Annotated in this window: 13 protein-coding genes; 2 read left to right on the plus strand and 11 right to left on the minus strand. The window is 60.5% G+C overall.

Features of this window, described 5'->3' with window-relative positions:
• The coding region (locus WMK75_RS15520) for a pilin (RefSeq protein ID WP_347268518.1) at nucleotides 1-455 on the plus strand (455 nt) is incomplete at its 5' end.
• Nucleotides 456-741: 286 nt separating this feature from the next.
• The gene (locus WMK75_RS15525) at nucleotides 742-2,565 is read left to right on the plus strand and encodes a hypothetical protein (protein WP_347268519.1); all 1,824 of its coding nucleotides are present in this window, start codon (nucleotides 742-744) and stop codon (nucleotides 2,563-2,565) included.
• A gap of 26 nt (nucleotides 2,566-2,591) precedes the next feature.
• Here the strand turns inward: WMK75_RS15525 and WMK75_RS15530 are convergent, their stop codons facing one another.
• The 11 genes from WMK75_RS15530 to rfbF all read right to left on the minus strand — a co-directional run bounded on the left by WMK75_RS15530 (nucleotide 2,592) and on the right by rfbF (nucleotide 15,749).
• The gene (locus WMK75_RS15530; RefSeq protein ID WP_347268520.1) at nucleotides 2,592-4,904 is read right to left on the minus strand and encodes a GtrA family protein; all 2,313 of its coding nucleotides are present in this window, start codon (nucleotides 4,902-4,904) and stop codon (nucleotides 2,592-2,594) included.
• Nucleotides 4,885-5,901: a glycosyltransferase family 2 protein gene (locus tag WMK75_RS15535; protein WP_347268521.1), complete on the minus strand. Its 1,017-nt coding sequence runs from the start codon at nucleotides 5,899-5,901 to the stop codon at nucleotides 4,885-4,887. The genes WMK75_RS15530 and WMK75_RS15535 overlap by 20 nt, the downstream gene beginning before the upstream one ends.
• A gap of 86 nt (nucleotides 5,902-5,987) precedes the next feature.
• The gene (locus WMK75_RS15540; protein WP_347268522.1) at nucleotides 5,988-6,605 is read right to left on the minus strand and encodes an HAD hydrolase-like protein; all 618 of its coding nucleotides are present in this window, start codon (nucleotides 6,603-6,605) and stop codon (nucleotides 5,988-5,990) included.
• Nucleotides 6,602-7,027: a methyltransferase domain-containing protein gene (locus tag WMK75_RS15545; RefSeq protein WP_347268523.1), complete on the minus strand. Its 426-nt coding sequence runs from the start codon at nucleotides 7,025-7,027 to the stop codon at nucleotides 6,602-6,604. The genes WMK75_RS15540 and WMK75_RS15545 overlap by 4 nt, the downstream gene beginning before the upstream one ends.
• A 440-nt stretch (nucleotides 7,028-7,467) precedes the next feature.
• The gene (locus WMK75_RS15550) at nucleotides 7,468-8,439 is read right to left on the minus strand and encodes an NAD(P)-dependent oxidoreductase (protein ID WP_347268524.1); all 972 of its coding nucleotides are present in this window, start codon (nucleotides 8,437-8,439) and stop codon (nucleotides 7,468-7,470) included.
• 62 nt (nucleotides 8,440-8,501) lie between these two features.
• The gene (locus tag WMK75_RS15555) at nucleotides 8,502-9,635 is read right to left on the minus strand and encodes an FkbM family methyltransferase (protein ID WP_347268525.1); all 1,134 of its coding nucleotides are present in this window, start codon (nucleotides 9,633-9,635) and stop codon (nucleotides 8,502-8,504) included.
• Nucleotides 9,632-11,446: a thiamine pyrophosphate-binding protein gene (locus tag WMK75_RS15560; RefSeq protein ID WP_347268526.1), complete on the minus strand. Its 1,815-nt coding sequence runs from the start codon at nucleotides 11,444-11,446 to the stop codon at nucleotides 9,632-9,634. Before WMK75_RS15560 ends, WMK75_RS15555 begins: the two co-directional genes overlap by 4 nt.
• A 2-nt stretch (nucleotides 11,447-11,448) precedes the next feature.
• Nucleotides 11,449-12,558 carry an N-acetylneuraminate synthase family protein gene (locus WMK75_RS15565; protein ID WP_347268527.1) on the minus strand — a complete coding sequence of 370 codons (1,110 nt, stop codon included), beginning with the start codon at nucleotides 12,556-12,558 and terminating at the stop codon, nucleotides 11,449-11,451.
• 22 nt (nucleotides 12,559-12,580) lie between these two features.
• On the minus strand, nucleotides 12,581-13,915 hold the full coding sequence (gene rfbH / locus WMK75_RS15570; RefSeq protein ID WP_347268528.1) for a lipopolysaccharide biosynthesis protein RfbH: 1,335 nt from the start codon (nucleotides 13,913-13,915) through the stop codon (nucleotides 12,581-12,583).
• Nucleotides 13,912-14,982, minus strand: coding sequence for a CDP-glucose 4,6-dehydratase (gene rfbG, locus WMK75_RS15575; RefSeq protein WP_347268529.1), 1,071 nt, complete (start codon nucleotides 14,980-14,982; stop codon nucleotides 13,912-13,914). The genes rfbH and rfbG overlap by 4 nt, the downstream gene beginning before the upstream one ends.
• The gene (gene rfbF, locus WMK75_RS15580) at nucleotides 14,979-15,749 is read right to left on the minus strand and encodes a glucose-1-phosphate cytidylyltransferase (protein WP_347268530.1); all 771 of its coding nucleotides are present in this window, start codon (nucleotides 15,747-15,749) and stop codon (nucleotides 14,979-14,981) included. Before rfbF ends, rfbG begins: the two co-directional genes overlap by 4 nt.
• Between the last annotated feature and the right edge of the window lie 749 nt (nucleotides 15,750-16,498).

Below are 16,498 nucleotides of genomic sequence, written 5' to 3' on the forward strand. Positions count from 1 at the left end.
AGCCACTCTCCTTGAAAGGAACTGACATGAAACGTCGTATGCAACAGGGCTTCACCCTGATCGAGTTGATGATCGTGATTGCGATCATCGGTATCTTGGCTGCCATCGCGATTCCGATGTATCAGGATTACACGGTTCGCGCCAAGGCGTCGGAAGGTTTGTCTGTCATGACGCCGTGCAAATTGGGCGTCGCCGAGTATTACTCGTCCAACAGCTCGCTTGCGAACACGAACGCGCTCGCCGGCTGTGATACCGGTGCGACGAAGTACGTGTCCGGCGTTGCGGTCGGTGCGGGTGGGGTCGTGACGGCGACCTTCTCGGCGCCGCCGGAACTCGCCAATAGTACCCTCACGTTGACTCCGTCGGTGATTGCCGGCGCTACGGGCACCTTCGCGCTGGACTGGAAATGCTCTGGCTCGATTGCGTCGAAATATCGCCCTTCAAGCTGCCGCTAACTTTCCTTACCGTCAGAACCTGTTCGTGACCGAAAACCCGCCTTGCGGCGGGTTTTTCGTTTTTCGAAGCCGTGTGTCCATGCCGGCGTGATACAACGAGACCGCGCGTCGAGTACAACGTAGCCTATGCCACGGTGCCGCCGGCGCGCAACCGGAGTCGGTACGTTCCGCGGGCCGTTCATCGCTTTAATCGCGCAATCAAAAAGCACTTTTCCGAGAACAAATGCAGCCGAATTCACAGCTCGGTTTCTCCGGCAGCGCCGCAAGGACGTGGATTGGTTTCGCAATGGCCATCGCCGTCGTGGCAACGGTATATTGGCCCAGCTTGACGTTCGGATATGTCTACGATGACCGCCTGTTGTTTCTGGTAGACCAAAGATTGCGGGATGGCTTCGCAAGCCTTGGCAACATAGTGATGCCGGTTCTCGATGGCACCACCTATTTCCGGCCGATGGTGCTGCTGAGTTTCGTGATCGAATTTGCGCTTTCCGATGGCAATCCACGTGTTTCGCACGCCGTGAATTTGGCTATCCATTTGATCAATTGCGCATTGGTTGGCTTGCTGGCAAGAAATTGCGCCAGGATGGCCGTGCGCGGGGCACCCAAGAACAGTCCAACCCTTTGGGAGGATTGGGTTGCGCCCGCAGCCGCGCTGCTGTACGGGTTGCATCCTGCGATGGTCGAGAGCGCTGCCTGGGTCTCGGGTCGATTCGATCTGATGGTCACGGCGTTTTCTTTGGCCGCGCTGGCGTTGGTGACGTCTCAATGTAGGTCGAACCTATCGTGGTGGGCGGCGATGTGCGTGCTCTTTGCGCTCTTTTCAAAGGAAATGGCCATCACATTGCCCGCCATCATTTGGATATTTCGGGCGGTCGCGACAGGAATATCGCCGGTGCGGTTTGGTGAAATGATGCGATCGAACACTACTCTGATCACAGGTATCGCGGCAAGTGTTGTGATTTATCTGGCGATCAGAGCGGTTGTTCATCCCGGCATGATACATGTGGATTCGTCCGTCTCGGCACTTGCCGATAGTCCGTTACGGGTGGTTTTGCTGGTCGCTGCGACGCTCTTGTTCTATCTGCGCCTGCTCGTCTATCCGTATCGGGACACCAATCCCATTCATCCTTTGGAAATCGACGATGTCTTGCGATTGACCAACGCTAGCACGCCTTCATTGGTGTGTTTGAGCCTCACCCTTCTTCTGCCACTTGTTGCATGGCGGTTGCGATCGACGACGGCGTGGTTGTTCTTTGCAGCAGTGATTTCGCTGCTGCCCGTGCTGAATATAATCCCACTTCGGTTGGGCGGAAATATCGGCGAGAACCGATTCCTCGCGCTCCCATTGGCGATCGTGGTTTCGGCGGGGGTCTACGGGTTCGCTCGGGCGATGGCGTCGTCTGTTGACCGCCGTAAGGCTTTGCTTGTCTGCGCTGCGCCATTCGTCGTATTGTTGGTGCTAGGAAATATCGCGTTCGTGCGCGCCATTTTGCCAATCTGGCGTAGTGACGCGACATTGTTTGCATCCAATTTCACACAGTATCCCGGCGACGTACGCGCCACTGCGTCCTACTTGCAGGCGACCTCGCACACGCCGGATCGCGCTGCCGCGTTGGCGCGCGTTGAAAGGCAGCTGCGCGGGCAGGAGGTGGCGCCCGCATTGCTGACGCCGTATGCGGTCGCGCTGGCCCTCGAAGGGCGCAAGAATGAGGCGATCACGTTCTTCGATCGTGCGCTTGAGATCAAGGACACGAACGGTTTGCCTGATATGCAAACCATTTCGCGTTATGCGGAGGTGCGGCAGATGTGGAATGAGCCCGCGGCTGCGGAGCCGCTCATCGCGCGCGCACTGGCGCTACGCGCGGCTAAACACGCTGCGGGAGACGATTACCTGATTTCGCATCTGGAAATGAGGCAGGCGATCTTGACGGGTGACATCACACGATTTTCGAAGGGATACGCACTGCTGAAAAATTCCGTTCCGGTGGAAATGCAAGCGGCGTCGCGGCTCGGCATGACAACGTTCAGGACGACGTTTTGCCAGGTCTATGCCAGTGGCAGCGACAACGCATTTTGTCGCAGTGAGGTATGGCAACGTTTGATTCAGTAGCGCGCAAGGCCTTGGCGCGCGGTGCGTCACGTGGGCTCGGCAGATCGCAGAATCGATGTCCAAACCAAAGCTATCACGGTGGTGAGCACCACCCAAAGTGCGCCTTGAGACACCCAGGATGCGAGATCGCCGACCCACGGCCGACTCCATGAGAATGGGCGGCGTGCGACAAAGTTTTCGGCGGCGTGGCGTTGGGCGGGTTCACTCAGACGAAACCCATCACCCGGTTTGCATCGGTTTTCTGCCGGGTGAATCAGGCAGGCCGGATTGAAAATGAAACTCTGGCCGTCCGCGTGCTGGGCGAGTACTGGGCCGGCGGTAATGCGTTCGATCTGAGGGAAGGCTTCCAGGCGGTAGCCGTAAATCGGGTTGTAGCAATAGCCCTCCGATGCGCCCTGCAACATCGAATCGTTGCGGTTGAGCGGCAAACCGTCAGTCGGCGCCTCGGCAACGCGATCAATAGCAATCGGTGTCCCTGAACGCACCAACGCGGCGTGTGCGGCGGCTATCGGCCTAGGGTCGTAACTCTGGATTTCACCGTTCCGATAGTAGGCGGTTGGCATCGTCATTGGGCCGAGCCATACCAAAAGCGCCGCACCCACGGTGAGTGCCGTGCGTCGTACCTCCGGCTGGCTAAGCGCGAGTTGCTTTGCGACGGGCAGCGCCAGCAGCACCTGTGCCAGCGGGATGTAGATGACCAGCCAACGCATTGGCCATGCCGCGCTATTGAGGATCGGTATTGCTTTCAACACCGACCTAACCGTGCCTTGATCCCATAGCAAAAGGATTGGCAAGCACAGCAACGCGAGTGCACACGCTCCCACGAGCATCTTGACGCTCGACGTTGCTGATGAGGACCCGCCTCTTGACGCCCGCGCTGAGGCGTGCGCGGGCATCGCTTTGGTTGCTCTCGATCGGACAAACAAAATGTATGCGACGCCGGCCATCAACAATGCACCCCAGCCGAATTCCAGTGCCCACTCGTGCGGAAAAGCCGTGAATTGCACATTGGTCATACGGCGCTGCGCAAAAAACGCAGTCCATTCCGATGGCGCGAACAGCGCCATGAACCCCGCGACCAAAGCGTCGTAAAGATTCGGAAAACCCGGGAGCGAATAAAAATCGCGCGGAAAGTTGCGCATGAGGCTAGCAGCCTCGTACAACTTCGAAGCGTTGATCGCGATTGCCATGACGGCGCCGATCGTCACCCGCCAAGCGGCTAATGCCAAAGAGAGCTGACCTGTCAGCGCAAGGACAAGCGAAAGTAGCGTGATGCCTAAAAAAGTGGGCACCATCATTCCGGCGAAACCAAACTGAATCCAGCCGGTGAGACCGAGTGCAACCATGAGCGACGGTATTCCGACGCGAGAATGCCAACGCGCGGCAACCGCGGTCGGCCAGGAAATCGCCAGCATCACCCAGGGCCACAAGGCAAATGCTTGATATCCCGATTCACCGACTGCCGAGCGCATCGGCTGGAATGTGTTAACCATACCAAGCAGGGCAAAAATCGCCGAGGGGTGCCGGGGCCAACGCAGTGTCATTCGCCCTAGAAAATAGCTGCCCCAGAATGCCAAACCGCTAAATATTAGCGTTCCGATCGCAACCGCCCGGAATGGGTCAAGAAGCACTGCGAGCCATTGTATAGGCGAATAAAATCCAGCCTGCGGGTCAGCGAAAAACGCAGTGCCAGCGCACCAGGCTGGGGTGAACCAAGGCGGATTGAACAGCCCACCGAAAAATCCGTTTGCGTAGAGCCAATTCGCGCCCTCCAGAAGGGCGATTCCCGATAAGGAAAAGTCGTGCCCAACGTGATCCGGCGACTGATAAAACGGTTCAATCATGAGCAAGTAAAATGTGGCCGTACTGAAAACAAACATAAGCCACACACCAATACTCGCGCGAACCGCGCGCGCAGCGCGCGCAAATAAATGTCGAACCGCGACGGGTCGTTCCGAAAACGTGAACGACCGCCCCATAGCGAAGCCAATCACGGCCTGCGTGGCCATGACGCAAGTCTGCGCCACGAGCGGGTGCAGCCCTTGGGCAGCGAGGGCTTGAAGCATGAAAACGCCGGCACCTAGGAGGCCGGCGTACACCAATTGAAAGCGCCAAAACTGAGCGATTGCGCTTCCTTCGGTAGGACGAAATACCCAATTCCTTTGTGTAAGAAAGGACTGCGTCGTGGCAATGCCGTGCGCCAGCACCGCCAACAGCCAGAGAGGTGCACGCGATTCGCCAACTGACCATACGGCCGCGAAAGCGAACCACGCGAATAGCGTATTCCACAGACCCATTGCGACGTATCGCAGTGGCACGCTATCGAGTAATTTTTTCATTAATATTGACTGTCGTATCAATCGCTTCGGTGTTGCCAAAATTCAAGCGCCAGCGTTCCACTACGTGCGGAAAATTTTGCGCGCGTTGATGCAAGGATGCGATATATTCGCCAACTAACCCTGTAATAAATATTTGCACTGAGCCAAACAAAAAAATCCCTATCAATAATGGGGCTTGTCCAAGAGGAAATTGACTCCAGAATACCAATTTTGCTATCAAGTACAAAATAGCGATCGAGAAACCAACGATGGACAGGATCAACCCAAGTAGTGTCGCGATGCGAATGGGAGCTCGCGACATGCTGGTAAGGCCCAAAATTGAAAAATCGAACAATGTTAAAAAAGTCTGGGTGCTGGCGCCGCTGCTGCGTTTGGGTTTCTTGAATGTAATCGTTTTGATTGGCAGGCCAAATTCCGATACCAAACCGCGCACATAAGGGTATGGGCCAGCGGTTTGGCGCAGCAGTTCGACAATTCTTCTATCGTACAAGCCGAATCCCGTAAATGCAGGAATCGGTTGGGCTTCTGCCACGGTAGAGATGATGCGGTAGTAAAGTTTTCTCGCCAGGCCCAGTAATCCGAAATTGATTGGCTGCTCATACACGCCAGCTACAACGGAAGCTCCTTGTTCCCATGCTTCAATGAACTGCGGTATCAGTTCAGGTGGGTCCTCCAGGTCGGACGCCATGCCTATGACTGCAACTCCACCGGCTTGCAGCATCGCATGAAATGGCGATCGCACATGGCCGAAATTGCGCGCATTTACAATGAGCTTAACTCGTGGGTCGTGCGCGCATAATTCGGTGATTCGCTCCACGGTGGCGTCTTGCGAGCAATTGTCGATAAATATCAATTCCAGACGATATTTGTGCGCCATCGTCTTCCATATCGCAACAATTCGCTGATACAAAGGCAAGACATTATCTTGTTCATTAAAGCAACCCGTGACAATGCTTATCAGCGGCGGTGATGTTCTTTGTGTCTTGGCTGTCGTCATGAAAGGCACCAATCGGTTCGGCAGTGAGGTTCTTCGTTCCGCTTGTCGCTCGCAATCATCGGGGGCGGCCACGCCGGGCCAGCAATTCAGCTGGCCTGGTAATTGCGCGGTGTTGCTGCCGCATGCAATGTTGGGTGGGCGGATCCCCATGCCTCAGGAAACAATAGCCGCTCAGCGGGCACGGCGGCCGCCGTATCTTCGGGGCGATCTCCCATGCAAGCGCTCGCTGCGGCCAACCCAGGGCGTCGCTTGGCGGGCAGTGCGGCCTTGCTGCTCAGGGGTGGCGTGAAGGCGTCAAAAGTGCGTATCTCGTCGAAAACGTCTTCCCAATCAAGGTGCTCAATGACGCGCCGCGTCGGCACGAAGCGTTTGTTAATCGCGATCGTCGGGCGCCCGATGGCGTGCTGTTGGCGCGGTTGCGCCAACGTTTCGGCGACGCCATCATAGACTCGTGTGTCATGGTACCCGATGCTGTCGTAGCGCCGTTTGAATTCCTCCGCGACGTCGTTCGCCTGGTTGGCAGGGCCGCGTGCCAACGGGGCGGTAAGGGCATCGCGCAGTGGTGGGTCGATCATATCGGGCGCAAACGGGCGGATGGGGTGAAAACCCGCCGTATCGACGGAGACGTTCATTGACGCCAAGCTGGACGACGCAGCGTGAATCAGTGTTCCGTCCAGTTCGAACACGATGCCGCGCGCTGTCATAGGGCCTCCCAGGCCAGCAGCAGGCCCAGCACTTCGCCCTGGCGGGCACCGTTGTTGAATGGCAGGTGCAGTGTGTCGAGCACGCGCAGACCAGCGCGTGCGGCCAGCTGGCGTAGTGCCGCCTCGGTAAAAAAGTTGATGTGCTCGTGCCAATGGCGCTTGTGGGGCGTCATATCGGTGCCGGGTGGGTGTTGGCGTATCAACGCCTCGTGCGGTACCTCGACATACAAGCGAGTTTGCGGCCCCAGGTGGGCGGTCAGCTCTTGCAGTACGGCCAGCGGGTCGGCCACGTGTTCGAGCACCTGCATGCACACCACCAGGTCGTAGGCGGGCGTGGCGTGGTGCGATGCAAAGGGGGGGGGCGCACTCTGCCCCTGTAACGGGCAGAGCGCCGGAAATGTCGTGTACCCGCACCCGCGCACAGCCTAGGAAGGGGGTGTTGCGGCCATCGCCACCGCCCCAATCAAGAATCAGCGGCTGTGGAGGCAGGTGGGGGGTCAGCCAGGCTTCCACCTCGGCCACGTAGGCATGGCGGTGTCCGTAGTCCTGCGCCACTGTGGCCGCATAGCCCGGCTCAAAGCGCTCGCGTTGCCGCGTATAGGCCGGGCCGCGATAGCCTTCGTAGAGTGCTGCCATTTGCATGGGTGTGAAGCGCAGGTCCAGAAACAGCACGCCGCAGGCGCGGCATTGCAGTGAATGGCACAGGGTGTAGGCCATGCCGGGCTGGAGGTCGCGCAGCCCCCAGTCTGCCGTGATCTCCAGCGGCTCCTGGCCCAGGGCGCGGCTGGCAACGAAGGGCATGAGCACAGCGGGCGAGGACGCCAGGTTTTTTGCACCGCAGCAAATGCAGGCGTCGGCCAGTTCAATGGTCTTCATTGCAAAGTCTCCACATGACTACATGGCGTGCTGTCTCCTGCACTGCGTCTTGCAGGGTGTAGCGCAAGTCCAGCCCCAGATCGGTACGCGCCTTGGCGATGCAGGGTACGTAATGTTGGCGCGCACCGCCCACAGCCCGCGCCGCGATGTGAACGGGCTTGCCCGGCGCCAGCAGGTCACGCACCTGGTATGCCAGTTCTGCAATGCTGAGGGCCCTATCCGAGCCGACGTTGTAGGCCTGGCCTGAGCGGCCTTGGTGCAGCAGCACGTCGAGCCAGCGGGCCAGGTCGCGCTGATCCATATAGGAGCGAATGGGGGAGCCATCGCCGTTCACCGTGATCTGGGGGTGGGCAAGCGCATCGCGGATGAAGTTGCCGATGGCGAAATGCACATCGAGCGGCAGATCGCGTCCGACGAAGGCAAAGCAGCGTGCCACCACGGTCTGGATGCCGTACTGCTGCAGGTACAAGGCGCACAGGTGCTCGGCGCAGCGCTTGGCAACGCTGTAGGCGTTGCCGGCGTCCAGCGGGTCGGGCATGGCGTGGTAGTCCTCGGGGATTTGGGCCATGCCCTGCGGCTGCGTGCCATAGACACCGCCGGAACTTGTGAGCAGAAAGCGCGGGATGCCCTGGGCCACGGCGTAGTCCAACAGGTGGCGCGTGCCATCGACGATTTGGGTGTAGCGCTGCAAGGGCGTGAGTTGCGGCCCCAGCGTGGAATCCGCCGCCGCGTGCAGCAGGTGCGTGAACGCCATGCCCATAGGCAGGCTGGCGGGGTGAAGGATGTCCCCCGCGTGCCAGTGCAGCCAGGGCAGCGCAGCGAATTCCGGGTGCTGAGTTAGAAAACCATCCGGGTTGCGGCTCAGCACAGCAACGTGTGGTGGAGCCGGGGCCTCCTGCCAGTGCCGCAGCAGGGCCTTGCCGAAGAAGCCGGTACCTCCCGTCAGCAGCAGGTTCATGGTCATTTCACTCTACTTTTGATAGCTATCCGCGCTTTTTGGCAGGTCGTTAGAGGTCAATTTCATTCAAAACCCTGGTAAGGCACCGCGTACAGCACGGAATCGAACGAGTTGCACCCGTGCTGGCGGATGTGAAAACGGTAGCCCTCGCCGCACAGTTCGAACAGCAGTTCGGGTAGCTCCCAGATATCCTGGGGGTTGTGATAGAGCGACACGGCCAACACCGGGCGGCATCGCCCAATGAGTTGCTGCGCGCCGCGCAGCGCCTGGGCCTCGGCGCCTTCGATATCGAACTTGATGAAGTGAACGTGTGTGCCTGGCAGCAACTCGTCCAGCGCCACTGCCGTGACGGAAGCACCCATACCCCCCCCCGCAGCAGGGTTTCCATTGACAAGAGTACAAGCTTCGCCCTGGCCAGTCTGGAACAGCAGGCTGCCATGCGCTTGCGCCGCCGCCAGCGGCAGGCAGACGGCCTGCGCCGCCACACGTTGCGTCAGCCGCGCGTAGTTGGCGGGGTCAGGTTCCAGCAGAAAGGCTTGCGTGCAAGCGATCCCGGGCTGGGCAAGTAGATCGTCGAAGCTGTCGCCATCGTAGGCGCCGCAGTCCACGTAGGTAATGGCCCGGCCATGCAGAGCGGGCAGGGTCAGCGCGTTGAAATACTGCCGATCGGCAGACCGGAAGCTGGCGTAAGCCATGTCCAGCCCCAGCCGAAAGGCGCAGATGCGGTAGAGCGTGCGCACGCTCTCGGCGTCGGCCAGCCGCTGCGCCACTTGGGCGATCCGCTCCAGCCCATTTAGCAGCAGGGCGCGGGGGCTGAGCCAGAAGCGCCAGCCCAGCGCTTGGGCCAGCGGCTCGTAGAGCGTCCAGGGCATCAACGGCGGATCGAACCCGGCGGCGGCGGGCAGGGCCAGCAACTGGTCGTAGGGCGTGTCGCGGTTGAAGATGCCCAGGGCCAGTTGGGCCTGGGGCGCCTCGCGCGCAAGCGCGCGCCAGTCGAGCACGGGCAGGCCCAGTGCTGCACCAGTGCGCGGGGTGGTTTCCACGAACCCGGCGACGGCGATGCCTCGTGCCTGCATGGCGCTGGCAAGGCTGCGGCCGAAGCTGCCCGCGCCGAAAATCCAGCAGGGGCGGCTGGGATCCAGACCGGGCGCGGCAACTGGCTCGCGCAGGCGCAGGAAGTCCGCTGTGTCCGTCATGGCAATGAGCGGATCGTCAGCGCTTCGCTGCGAATCTGCTGCAGCGTGCCCGGGTCGAGGAAGGGATGCATATCGTCCAGCTCTGGCGTGACGAACTGGCCTTGTTCGTCCACGCGCGACTTGATGCGCGGGGCGAACTCCTGCCGGGGATCGACGTGCAGGTCGATCAGCAGCGGGCCATCGCCCTGCAGCAGCCCGTCGAGCCGGGGCAGGTCGTGCTCAGCGGCGATGCGCTCGGCGCGCAGGCCGTAGGCCCGGGCCACGGCGGTGAAGTCGGGGAACTCCACACCCGACTCGGGCGTGGCGCCAATCACGCGGCCAAAGAAGTTCTCGTGCGTTTGCCAGATCGACAGGTAGCCCCGGTTGTTGAGCACGATGACGATGACGTTCAGGCCCATGGTCTTGAGGGTTTGCAGCTCCTGGATGTTCATCTGCAGGCTGCCATCGCCCGCGAAGCAGACCACGCGGCGGGTACCCTGCGCAGCGGTGGCCGCACCCAGGGCTGCGGGCAGGTCGTAACCCATCGAGGCGGAGCCGGAGTTGCTGAAAAGCCGCTGCTCCTTTTGCAGTGCGCCGACCTGGAAGGGCAGGATGCAGGCGGAAGCGTTGCCGCAGACGACGACGTCGTCAGGCCGTAGCTGCGCAAAAATACGGCTGACCATGACGTAGGGGTTCAGCGGCGCACCGGGCTGTTGCTGGTGCTCCGCCGTTGCGTCGTAGCGTTGACCGATCTGCTGGCACCACTGCACCCAGAGCTGGTAGCTGGGCAAGGGCAGATTGGCCAGTTCGTCTTCCAGCGCATCGAGAAAGTCATTCAAATCCGCCGCCACACCCAGGTCGGGCTGCAGCGTGGGCTTGTTCAGCTCTGCCGCGTCGATGTCCACCTGTGCCAGCCAGGCATTTGGGGCGAAGGCATCCCAGTTGTAGCTGGTCTGGCGGATGTTCAGGCGCGAGCCCAGCACCAGCACGCAATCGGCGGCCTGCAGGCAAAAATTGCCCGGGCGGGTGCCGATGGTGCCCGGGCGGCCCGCGAACAGCGGGTGGTCGGAGGCGATGAGGTCGTGCGTCCAGGCCGTGGCCAGGGGTATGCCCAGGCGCTCGACCAGCGCTAGCAGGCGCTGTACGGTGCCCGAGATGCGTACGCCCGTACCGCCCAGGATCAGCGGGCGGTGAGACTGGCGCAGCCGCTCAATGATGGTGCGGCAGTCAGCGCGCAGCGGCTCTGCGGCCCGCTTGGCGGCAGGCACTGGGGGGGCGGGGATCTGGATTGCCTCGGTCGATTGCTGGATGTCCAGCGGAATATCCAGCCACACAGGGCCGGGACGCCCGCTTGTGGCTTCCATCCAGGCTTGGGGCAGCAGGGTTTCCAGCTCTTTTCCGGCGCGCACGAGGCGCGCGAGTTTGCACACCGGGCTGGCCATGGCGATGGTCGGGCCTTCCTGGTCGCCGAGCTGGCGCAGGCCGCGCACCTGGCTGGGGTCATGAAAGTCGATGCAGGTTGCGCGCTTGATCTGGCCCGACAGGACGATCATCGGAATCGAGTCGGTGAACGCGCCATACACGCCATTGAGCGCGTTCACCGAGCCAGGGCCAGTGGTCAGCATCACCACGGCGGGCTTGCCGGTGATGCGTGCATACCCCTCGGCCGCCATGGCGCAGGCTTGCTCGTGGTGCATGAAGGTGCAGCGCAGCTGGTCGTGCCCGCCCAGCGCCTGATTGAGGAACATGGCCCCGCCGCCGGTGACGGTAAAGACCTGCTCCACCCCTTGGGCAGCGAGCCAGTCGGCGATTTGTTCAGCGATACGCTTCACCGTCAAAGCCCCCGATTCAAGATCAGGCTCTTGAGCGCGGGACTCTCGCTGTAAGGACCATCAATATGGTCAATGGTCAGGCGCTCATTGGCCTGGATGGGTTGCAGCAAGCGTTCTCCATTCATCACTTCGCGGCAAGACAGTTGCCCCTTGTGCAGAGGAATGGCCAGATAAAAATCCTTTTCAAACTGTTCCTTCTCGAACACATAGCCAGGCGCCAAGTCACGGCGCGCATACGCGCCACGCACCAGCGCATTGAGATATTCTGTTTCCTTGCGGGAAATGATACGACGGCTGCCACTCACACCACCACACATCTCCTTGGCTTTGTGAAAGGCTTTGAACCATCTATCGCACTGCTCGGGCAGGGAGCAGTAATTGGATACGGGCACGTTTTCGTACTGAATGTCGATGTGGCGCTCCCAGGTGCGTGCGCCCTTGCCGTAAGAAATCAACATGGATGAGTGCCAATCATGGTACTCGTGCGTAGATAAGCCAATGACATGGCGGGGGTAGCGGCTGCGCAGATAGTCAATCTGATCCAGATGCAATTCACCGTCTTCACTGGGATAAAGAGAAACGCAGTGATTGATGGCCAATGGAATATCGCGCCTTTCAAAAAACCGAACGATGTCGTCCAAGTCTTTTTCCGAAGCCCCCCCGGTGGAAATGATGGTGGGACGGCGGGTGGAGGCAATTTTTTCAATCAAGGGCCAGTCGTTCATATCGGAGCTGGCAATCTTGATGAGGGGCATATCGAATTCAACACACAAATCCACCGAAGCCTCATCAAAAGGAGTCGCCATAGGAATGCAACTGAGATTGCGAATCTCATCCACCATGCGCGAAAATTCCTCCCGGGTGAGCTGGGTATCTTCGGTTTTCTTGACGTAACGTAGCTCGGTATTTCCCTTGAAGCTGGGATGAATGAATTCATCCACATCCCGAAACTGCAGCTTGATGGCAGCCTTGACGTTGTTGTAGCGCACAATGGCCGCATGGTCACGGATGATTTTTAGCCCACGCTCCAATCGACCCCAGTGGTTATTCGCCAACTCCAAGACAAACAGATTTTCAAATAAATCTTTATCACGCTGGCTGATGGATCGCATTTCAGTTCTCCTGATTATTCATTTATTCATCAAAATCAATACCCAGATAGGCGCGGATTTTGGCGACTGCAAAATCCAGCATCGCCGTCGTCAAGGCCGGCTGCACGCCAACCCAGAAGGTGTTGTTCATTACCCTGTCGGTATTGCTTAATTCTCCACTGACGCGGTAGTTCCTGCCCGGCATATAAGGCTGGCGCGTGAGGTTGCCCGCAAACAGCAGGCGGGTGCCCACCTTGTTCTGATCCAGGTAGGTCAGCAAGTCCAGGCGCGAAACAGGGGCGTTTTCCCGCAGCGTGACGGGAAAGCCGAACCAGGACGGGGCCGAGCCTTCGGTGGCATGGGGCAGGATCAAAAATTCTTCACAGTCGCGCAGCCGCTCGTGCAGGTACGCAAAGTTGGCCTTGCGCTGGGCGATGAATTGCTCGGCTTTTTCCAGTTGCGCCAGCCCGCAGGCGGCTTGCATGTCGGTGATTTTGAGGTTGTAGCCCAGGTGGCTGTAGGTGTATTTGTGGTCGTAGCCTAGTGGCAGGTTGCCCAGCTGCTGGCCAAAGCGTTTGCAGCAGGTGTTGTCTTTGCCCGGGGCGCAATAGCAGTCGCGCCCCCAGTCGCGAAAGCTCTCGGCGATGACTTTGAGCTCCAGGTTGTTGGTGAACACCGCTCCGCCTTCGCCCATGGTGATGTGGTGCGCGGGGTAAAAGCTCAGCGTGCCAATGTCGCCAAAGGTGCCCACCATGCGGCCCTGGTAGGTGGAGCCGAGGGCGTCGCAGCAGTCTTCCACCAGCCACAGGCCATGCTTTTTGCACAGCGCGGTCACCACCTCCAGGTTGTAGGGGTTGCCCAGGGTGTGGGCCAGCATGATGGCCTTGGTTCTGGGGCTGATGGCGGCCTCGATCAGACTGGCGTCGATGTTGTAGGTGCCCAGTTCCACGTCCACGAACACGGGCACGGCGCCAAACTGCAGGATGGGGTTGACGGTGGTGGGAAAGCCCGCCGCCACGCCGATGACCTCATCGCCGGGCTGGATGGCGCGATCGCCCAGCTTGGGGGATGTGAGGGTGTGAAAGGCAATCAGGTTGGCGGAGGAGCCGGAGTTGACCGTGATGGCGTGTTTGACGCCAATAAAGGCGGCCAATTTTTTCTCAAACTCTGCGTTAAAACGGCCTGTGGTCAGCCACCCGTCCAGGCTGGCCTCGACCATGTACTGAAGCTCTTGCGCGCCCAGCAGCTTGCCCGACGGCGGCACGGGTGTGGTGCCCGCAATAAAGGGTGCAGGGGCCAGGCTCAGGGCGGCGTATTGCTCGACCAAGCGGGCAATTTCGGTGCGTATCTCTTGCGGTGTCCGACCTTGTGCTGTCATGTGTCTGCCTCAAAAGCGGTCAAATCCGTTTCGCACAGCGTGCGTGCATCGCCACCTTGCGCATAGCCGCAGTACCAGGCCATGGTGCGCTCGACGGCTGTGGCCAGGTCCCAGCGCGGTGCCACGCCCAGCGCCTGGCGCGCGTGGGCGGTTTCCAACGCCAGCCGGCCGGCTTCGTGCGGTTGATCGTTATCGTTGCAATAGCTAGTTGCGCTTGTTGGGTAAGCGCTAGCGGCCATGTTGATTACTTCACCCACGTTGGCCACCTCGTGCGGCAGGGGGCCAAAGTTGTAGGCGCCGGCGAGCTGTGGCGCAGCCCATAGGCGCTCGGCCAGTTGCAGGTAGGCGGCGAGGGGTTCGACCACGTGCTGCCAAGGCCGGGTGGCGGCGGGGTGGCGTAGTTGCAACGTTTGGCATGCCTCCCAAGCGCGCACGGCGTCGGGGATAAGGCGATCGCTTGCCCAGTCGCCGCCGCCAATCACGTTGCCGGCACGTGCGCTGGCGACGGCCACGCCTTGGGCGGCGAGAAAGGCGTCGCGGTAGCTGGCCGTGACCAGTTCAGCTGCGGCCTTGCTGGCGCTGTAGGGGTCGTGCCCGCCGAGCGGGTCGTCCTCTCGGTAGGGATAGACCCATTCGCGGTTGCGGTAGACCTTGTCGGTGGTGACGACCACGACCACGCGCGCATCCGGTTGGCCGCGCAGAGCGTCGAGCAAATGGGCCGTGCCCTGTACGTTGGTGGACCAGGTCGTCAGCGGATCAGCGTAGCCGGTGCGCACCAGCGCCTGCGCTGCCAGGTGCAGCACGATCTGCGGGCGCGCCGCGCGCACTAACGCAGCCACGGCCTTTGCGTCGCGGAGGTCGCACCAAGGGCTGGCCCCAAGATCCGCACCCACGCGCGCCACGGTGAATAGGTTGGGCGTAGTGGCCGGCGGCAGCGCTAGGCCGGTCACCTGCGCGCCCAGGCGCGTGAGCCACAGTGCCAACCACGCGCCTTTGAAGCCACTGTGGCCCGTCAGCATCACGCGTTTGCCGCGCCAGAAGTTGATGGATGGGGGTGGGGTGCTCATGCCCAGGTTTTCCACGGCGCCTTGCCGCTGCCCCAAAGTTCTTCCAGTCGGTTTTTGTCACGCAGCGTATCCATCGGGTGCCAAAACCCCGTGTGGCGGTACGCAGATAGCTGTCCGGCGCGTGCCAAGGATTCGATCGGCTCGGCCTCCCACATGCAATCCTCGTCAGGAATGTGGCGCAGAGCCTGGGGCGATAGCACAAAAAATCCGGCGTTGATCCAGCCGCCATCGCCCATGGGCTTCTCTACAAAGCCACGCGCTTGCGTTCCGTCGAGATCTACTGCGCCGAAACGCCCGGGTGGCTGCACCACGGTAACGGTGGCCTCGCGCCCCTGCGCACGGTGAAAATTGAGCAGTGTGGTGATGTTTACGTCAGCCACGCCGTCGCCATAGGTCATGCAAAATTCGTCGCCATCGAGATAGTGGGCGACGCGCCGAATGCGCGTGGCGGTGAGGCTGTCTTCCCCGGTTTCCACCAGGGTGACACGCCACGGTTCACCTACCTGCCGATGCACGTCAATGTTGCCGCTGCGCAGGTCAACCGTGATATCCGCCAGGTGCAGGCGATGGTTTACAAACCATTCTTTGATTTGATAGCCCTTGTGCCCCAAGCAGACGATGAACTCGTGAATACCGTGCGCTGCGTAGCCTTTCATGATGTGCCACAGGATGGGCATGCTACCGATCTCGATCATGGGCTTGGGGCGCGTCGCCGTCTCTTCCGACAACCGGGTGCCTTTGCCCCCGGCAAGAATGACGGCTTTCATACGCTCCCCTTTTCCCGGTTTGACGGCGCGCTATGCGAGAGTGGTCGCGGCTCGGATGCTCGGCGGGCTGGATTGCCGACGTTCTTGCCCGGGATTTCGGCGCGGGGGATGACAAAGGGCGTCGAGTTCATCTTCCGTGTAGACAAACTCTGGCTGACATTTGCGTAACGAAGGTGGGAAAACTTGACGTCTTGAATCGCGATCGAGTTGCCGGGCGCGCTTTGAGGGAGTGGTTGGTTCATCTTGCGGTGTTCCGGTGTGCGTGTCCGCGGCTGCATTGGGTCGTTGAAATCAGACGGCCACGCAAATTATGTGCCGCCGAGGCGGTACGTGTTTCACGCTGGTGTTCTCGTTCCGCAGGCTCGCGCCTACCACCCGAAGCGGCCAAGCGCGGTCGAGCCCGCGCCTACCACCCGATGTAGGCGACGGCTTGACGTCGCTTTTGGGGCATCGATCATCGCATCGTGGCAGGTGACTCAACGTGACCAAGCGCGGTCGAGCCCGCGCCTACAGCCTGATGTAGGCGACGGCTTGACGTCGCCTTTGTGGCATCGCGCATCGCATCGTGGCCGATGACTCAACGCGACCAAGCGCGGTCGAGCCCGCACCTACAGCACCTCCAGATGCGCCGCCGTTGCGTCGACGACCGCGCGCAGCGACACATTGCGGTCTAAGGTCACGAAACGGGCGTGGTTGGCCACGGCGAGGGCGAGCAGGTAGATGTCGGTGGTGATGGCAGCGGTGAGCAG

Origin of the sequence: Paracoccus sp. (in: a-proteobacteria), from assembly GCF_039808215.1 — a bacterium.
Classification (GTDB): Bacteria; Pseudomonadota; Alphaproteobacteria; order Rhodobacterales; family Rhodobacteraceae; genus Paracoccus.

Coding starts and splice junctions, on each gene's coding strand:
- WMK75_RS15535 (WP_347268521.1), bottom strand. CDS start 5,901: ATGACGACAGCCAAGACACAAAGAACATCACCGCCGCTGATAAGCATT.
- WMK75_RS15555 (WP_347268525.1), bottom strand. CDS start 9,635: ATGACGGACACAGCGGACTTCCTGCGCCTGCGCGAGCCAGTTGCCGCG.
- WMK75_RS15525 (WP_347268519.1), top strand. CDS start 742: ATGGCCATCGCCGTCGTGGCAACGGTATATTGGCCCAGCTTGACGTTC.
- WMK75_RS15530 (WP_347268520.1), bottom strand. CDS start 4,904: ATGAAAAAATTACTCGATAGCGTGCCACTGCGATACGTCGCAATGGGT.
- WMK75_RS15565 (WP_347268527.1), bottom strand. CDS start 12,558: ATGCGATCCATCAGCCAGCGTGATAAAGATTTATTTGAAAATCTGTTT.
- rfbH (WP_347268528.1), bottom strand. CDS start 13,915: ATGACAGCACAAGGTCGGACACCGCAAGAGATACGCACCGAAATTGCC.
- WMK75_RS15540 (WP_347268522.1), bottom strand. CDS start 6,605: ATGACAGCGCGCGGCATCGTGTTCGAACTGGACGGAACACTGATTCAC.
- WMK75_RS15550 (WP_347268524.1), bottom strand. CDS start 8,439: ATGAACCTGCTGCTGACGGGAGGTACCGGCTTCTTCGGCAAGGCCCTG.
- rfbF (WP_347268530.1), bottom strand. CDS start 15,749: ATGAAAGCCGTCATTCTTGCCGGGGGCAAAGGCACCCGGTTGTCGGAA.
- rfbG (WP_347268529.1), bottom strand. CDS start 14,982: ATGAGCACCCCACCCCCATCCATCAACTTCTGGCGCGGCAAACGCGTG.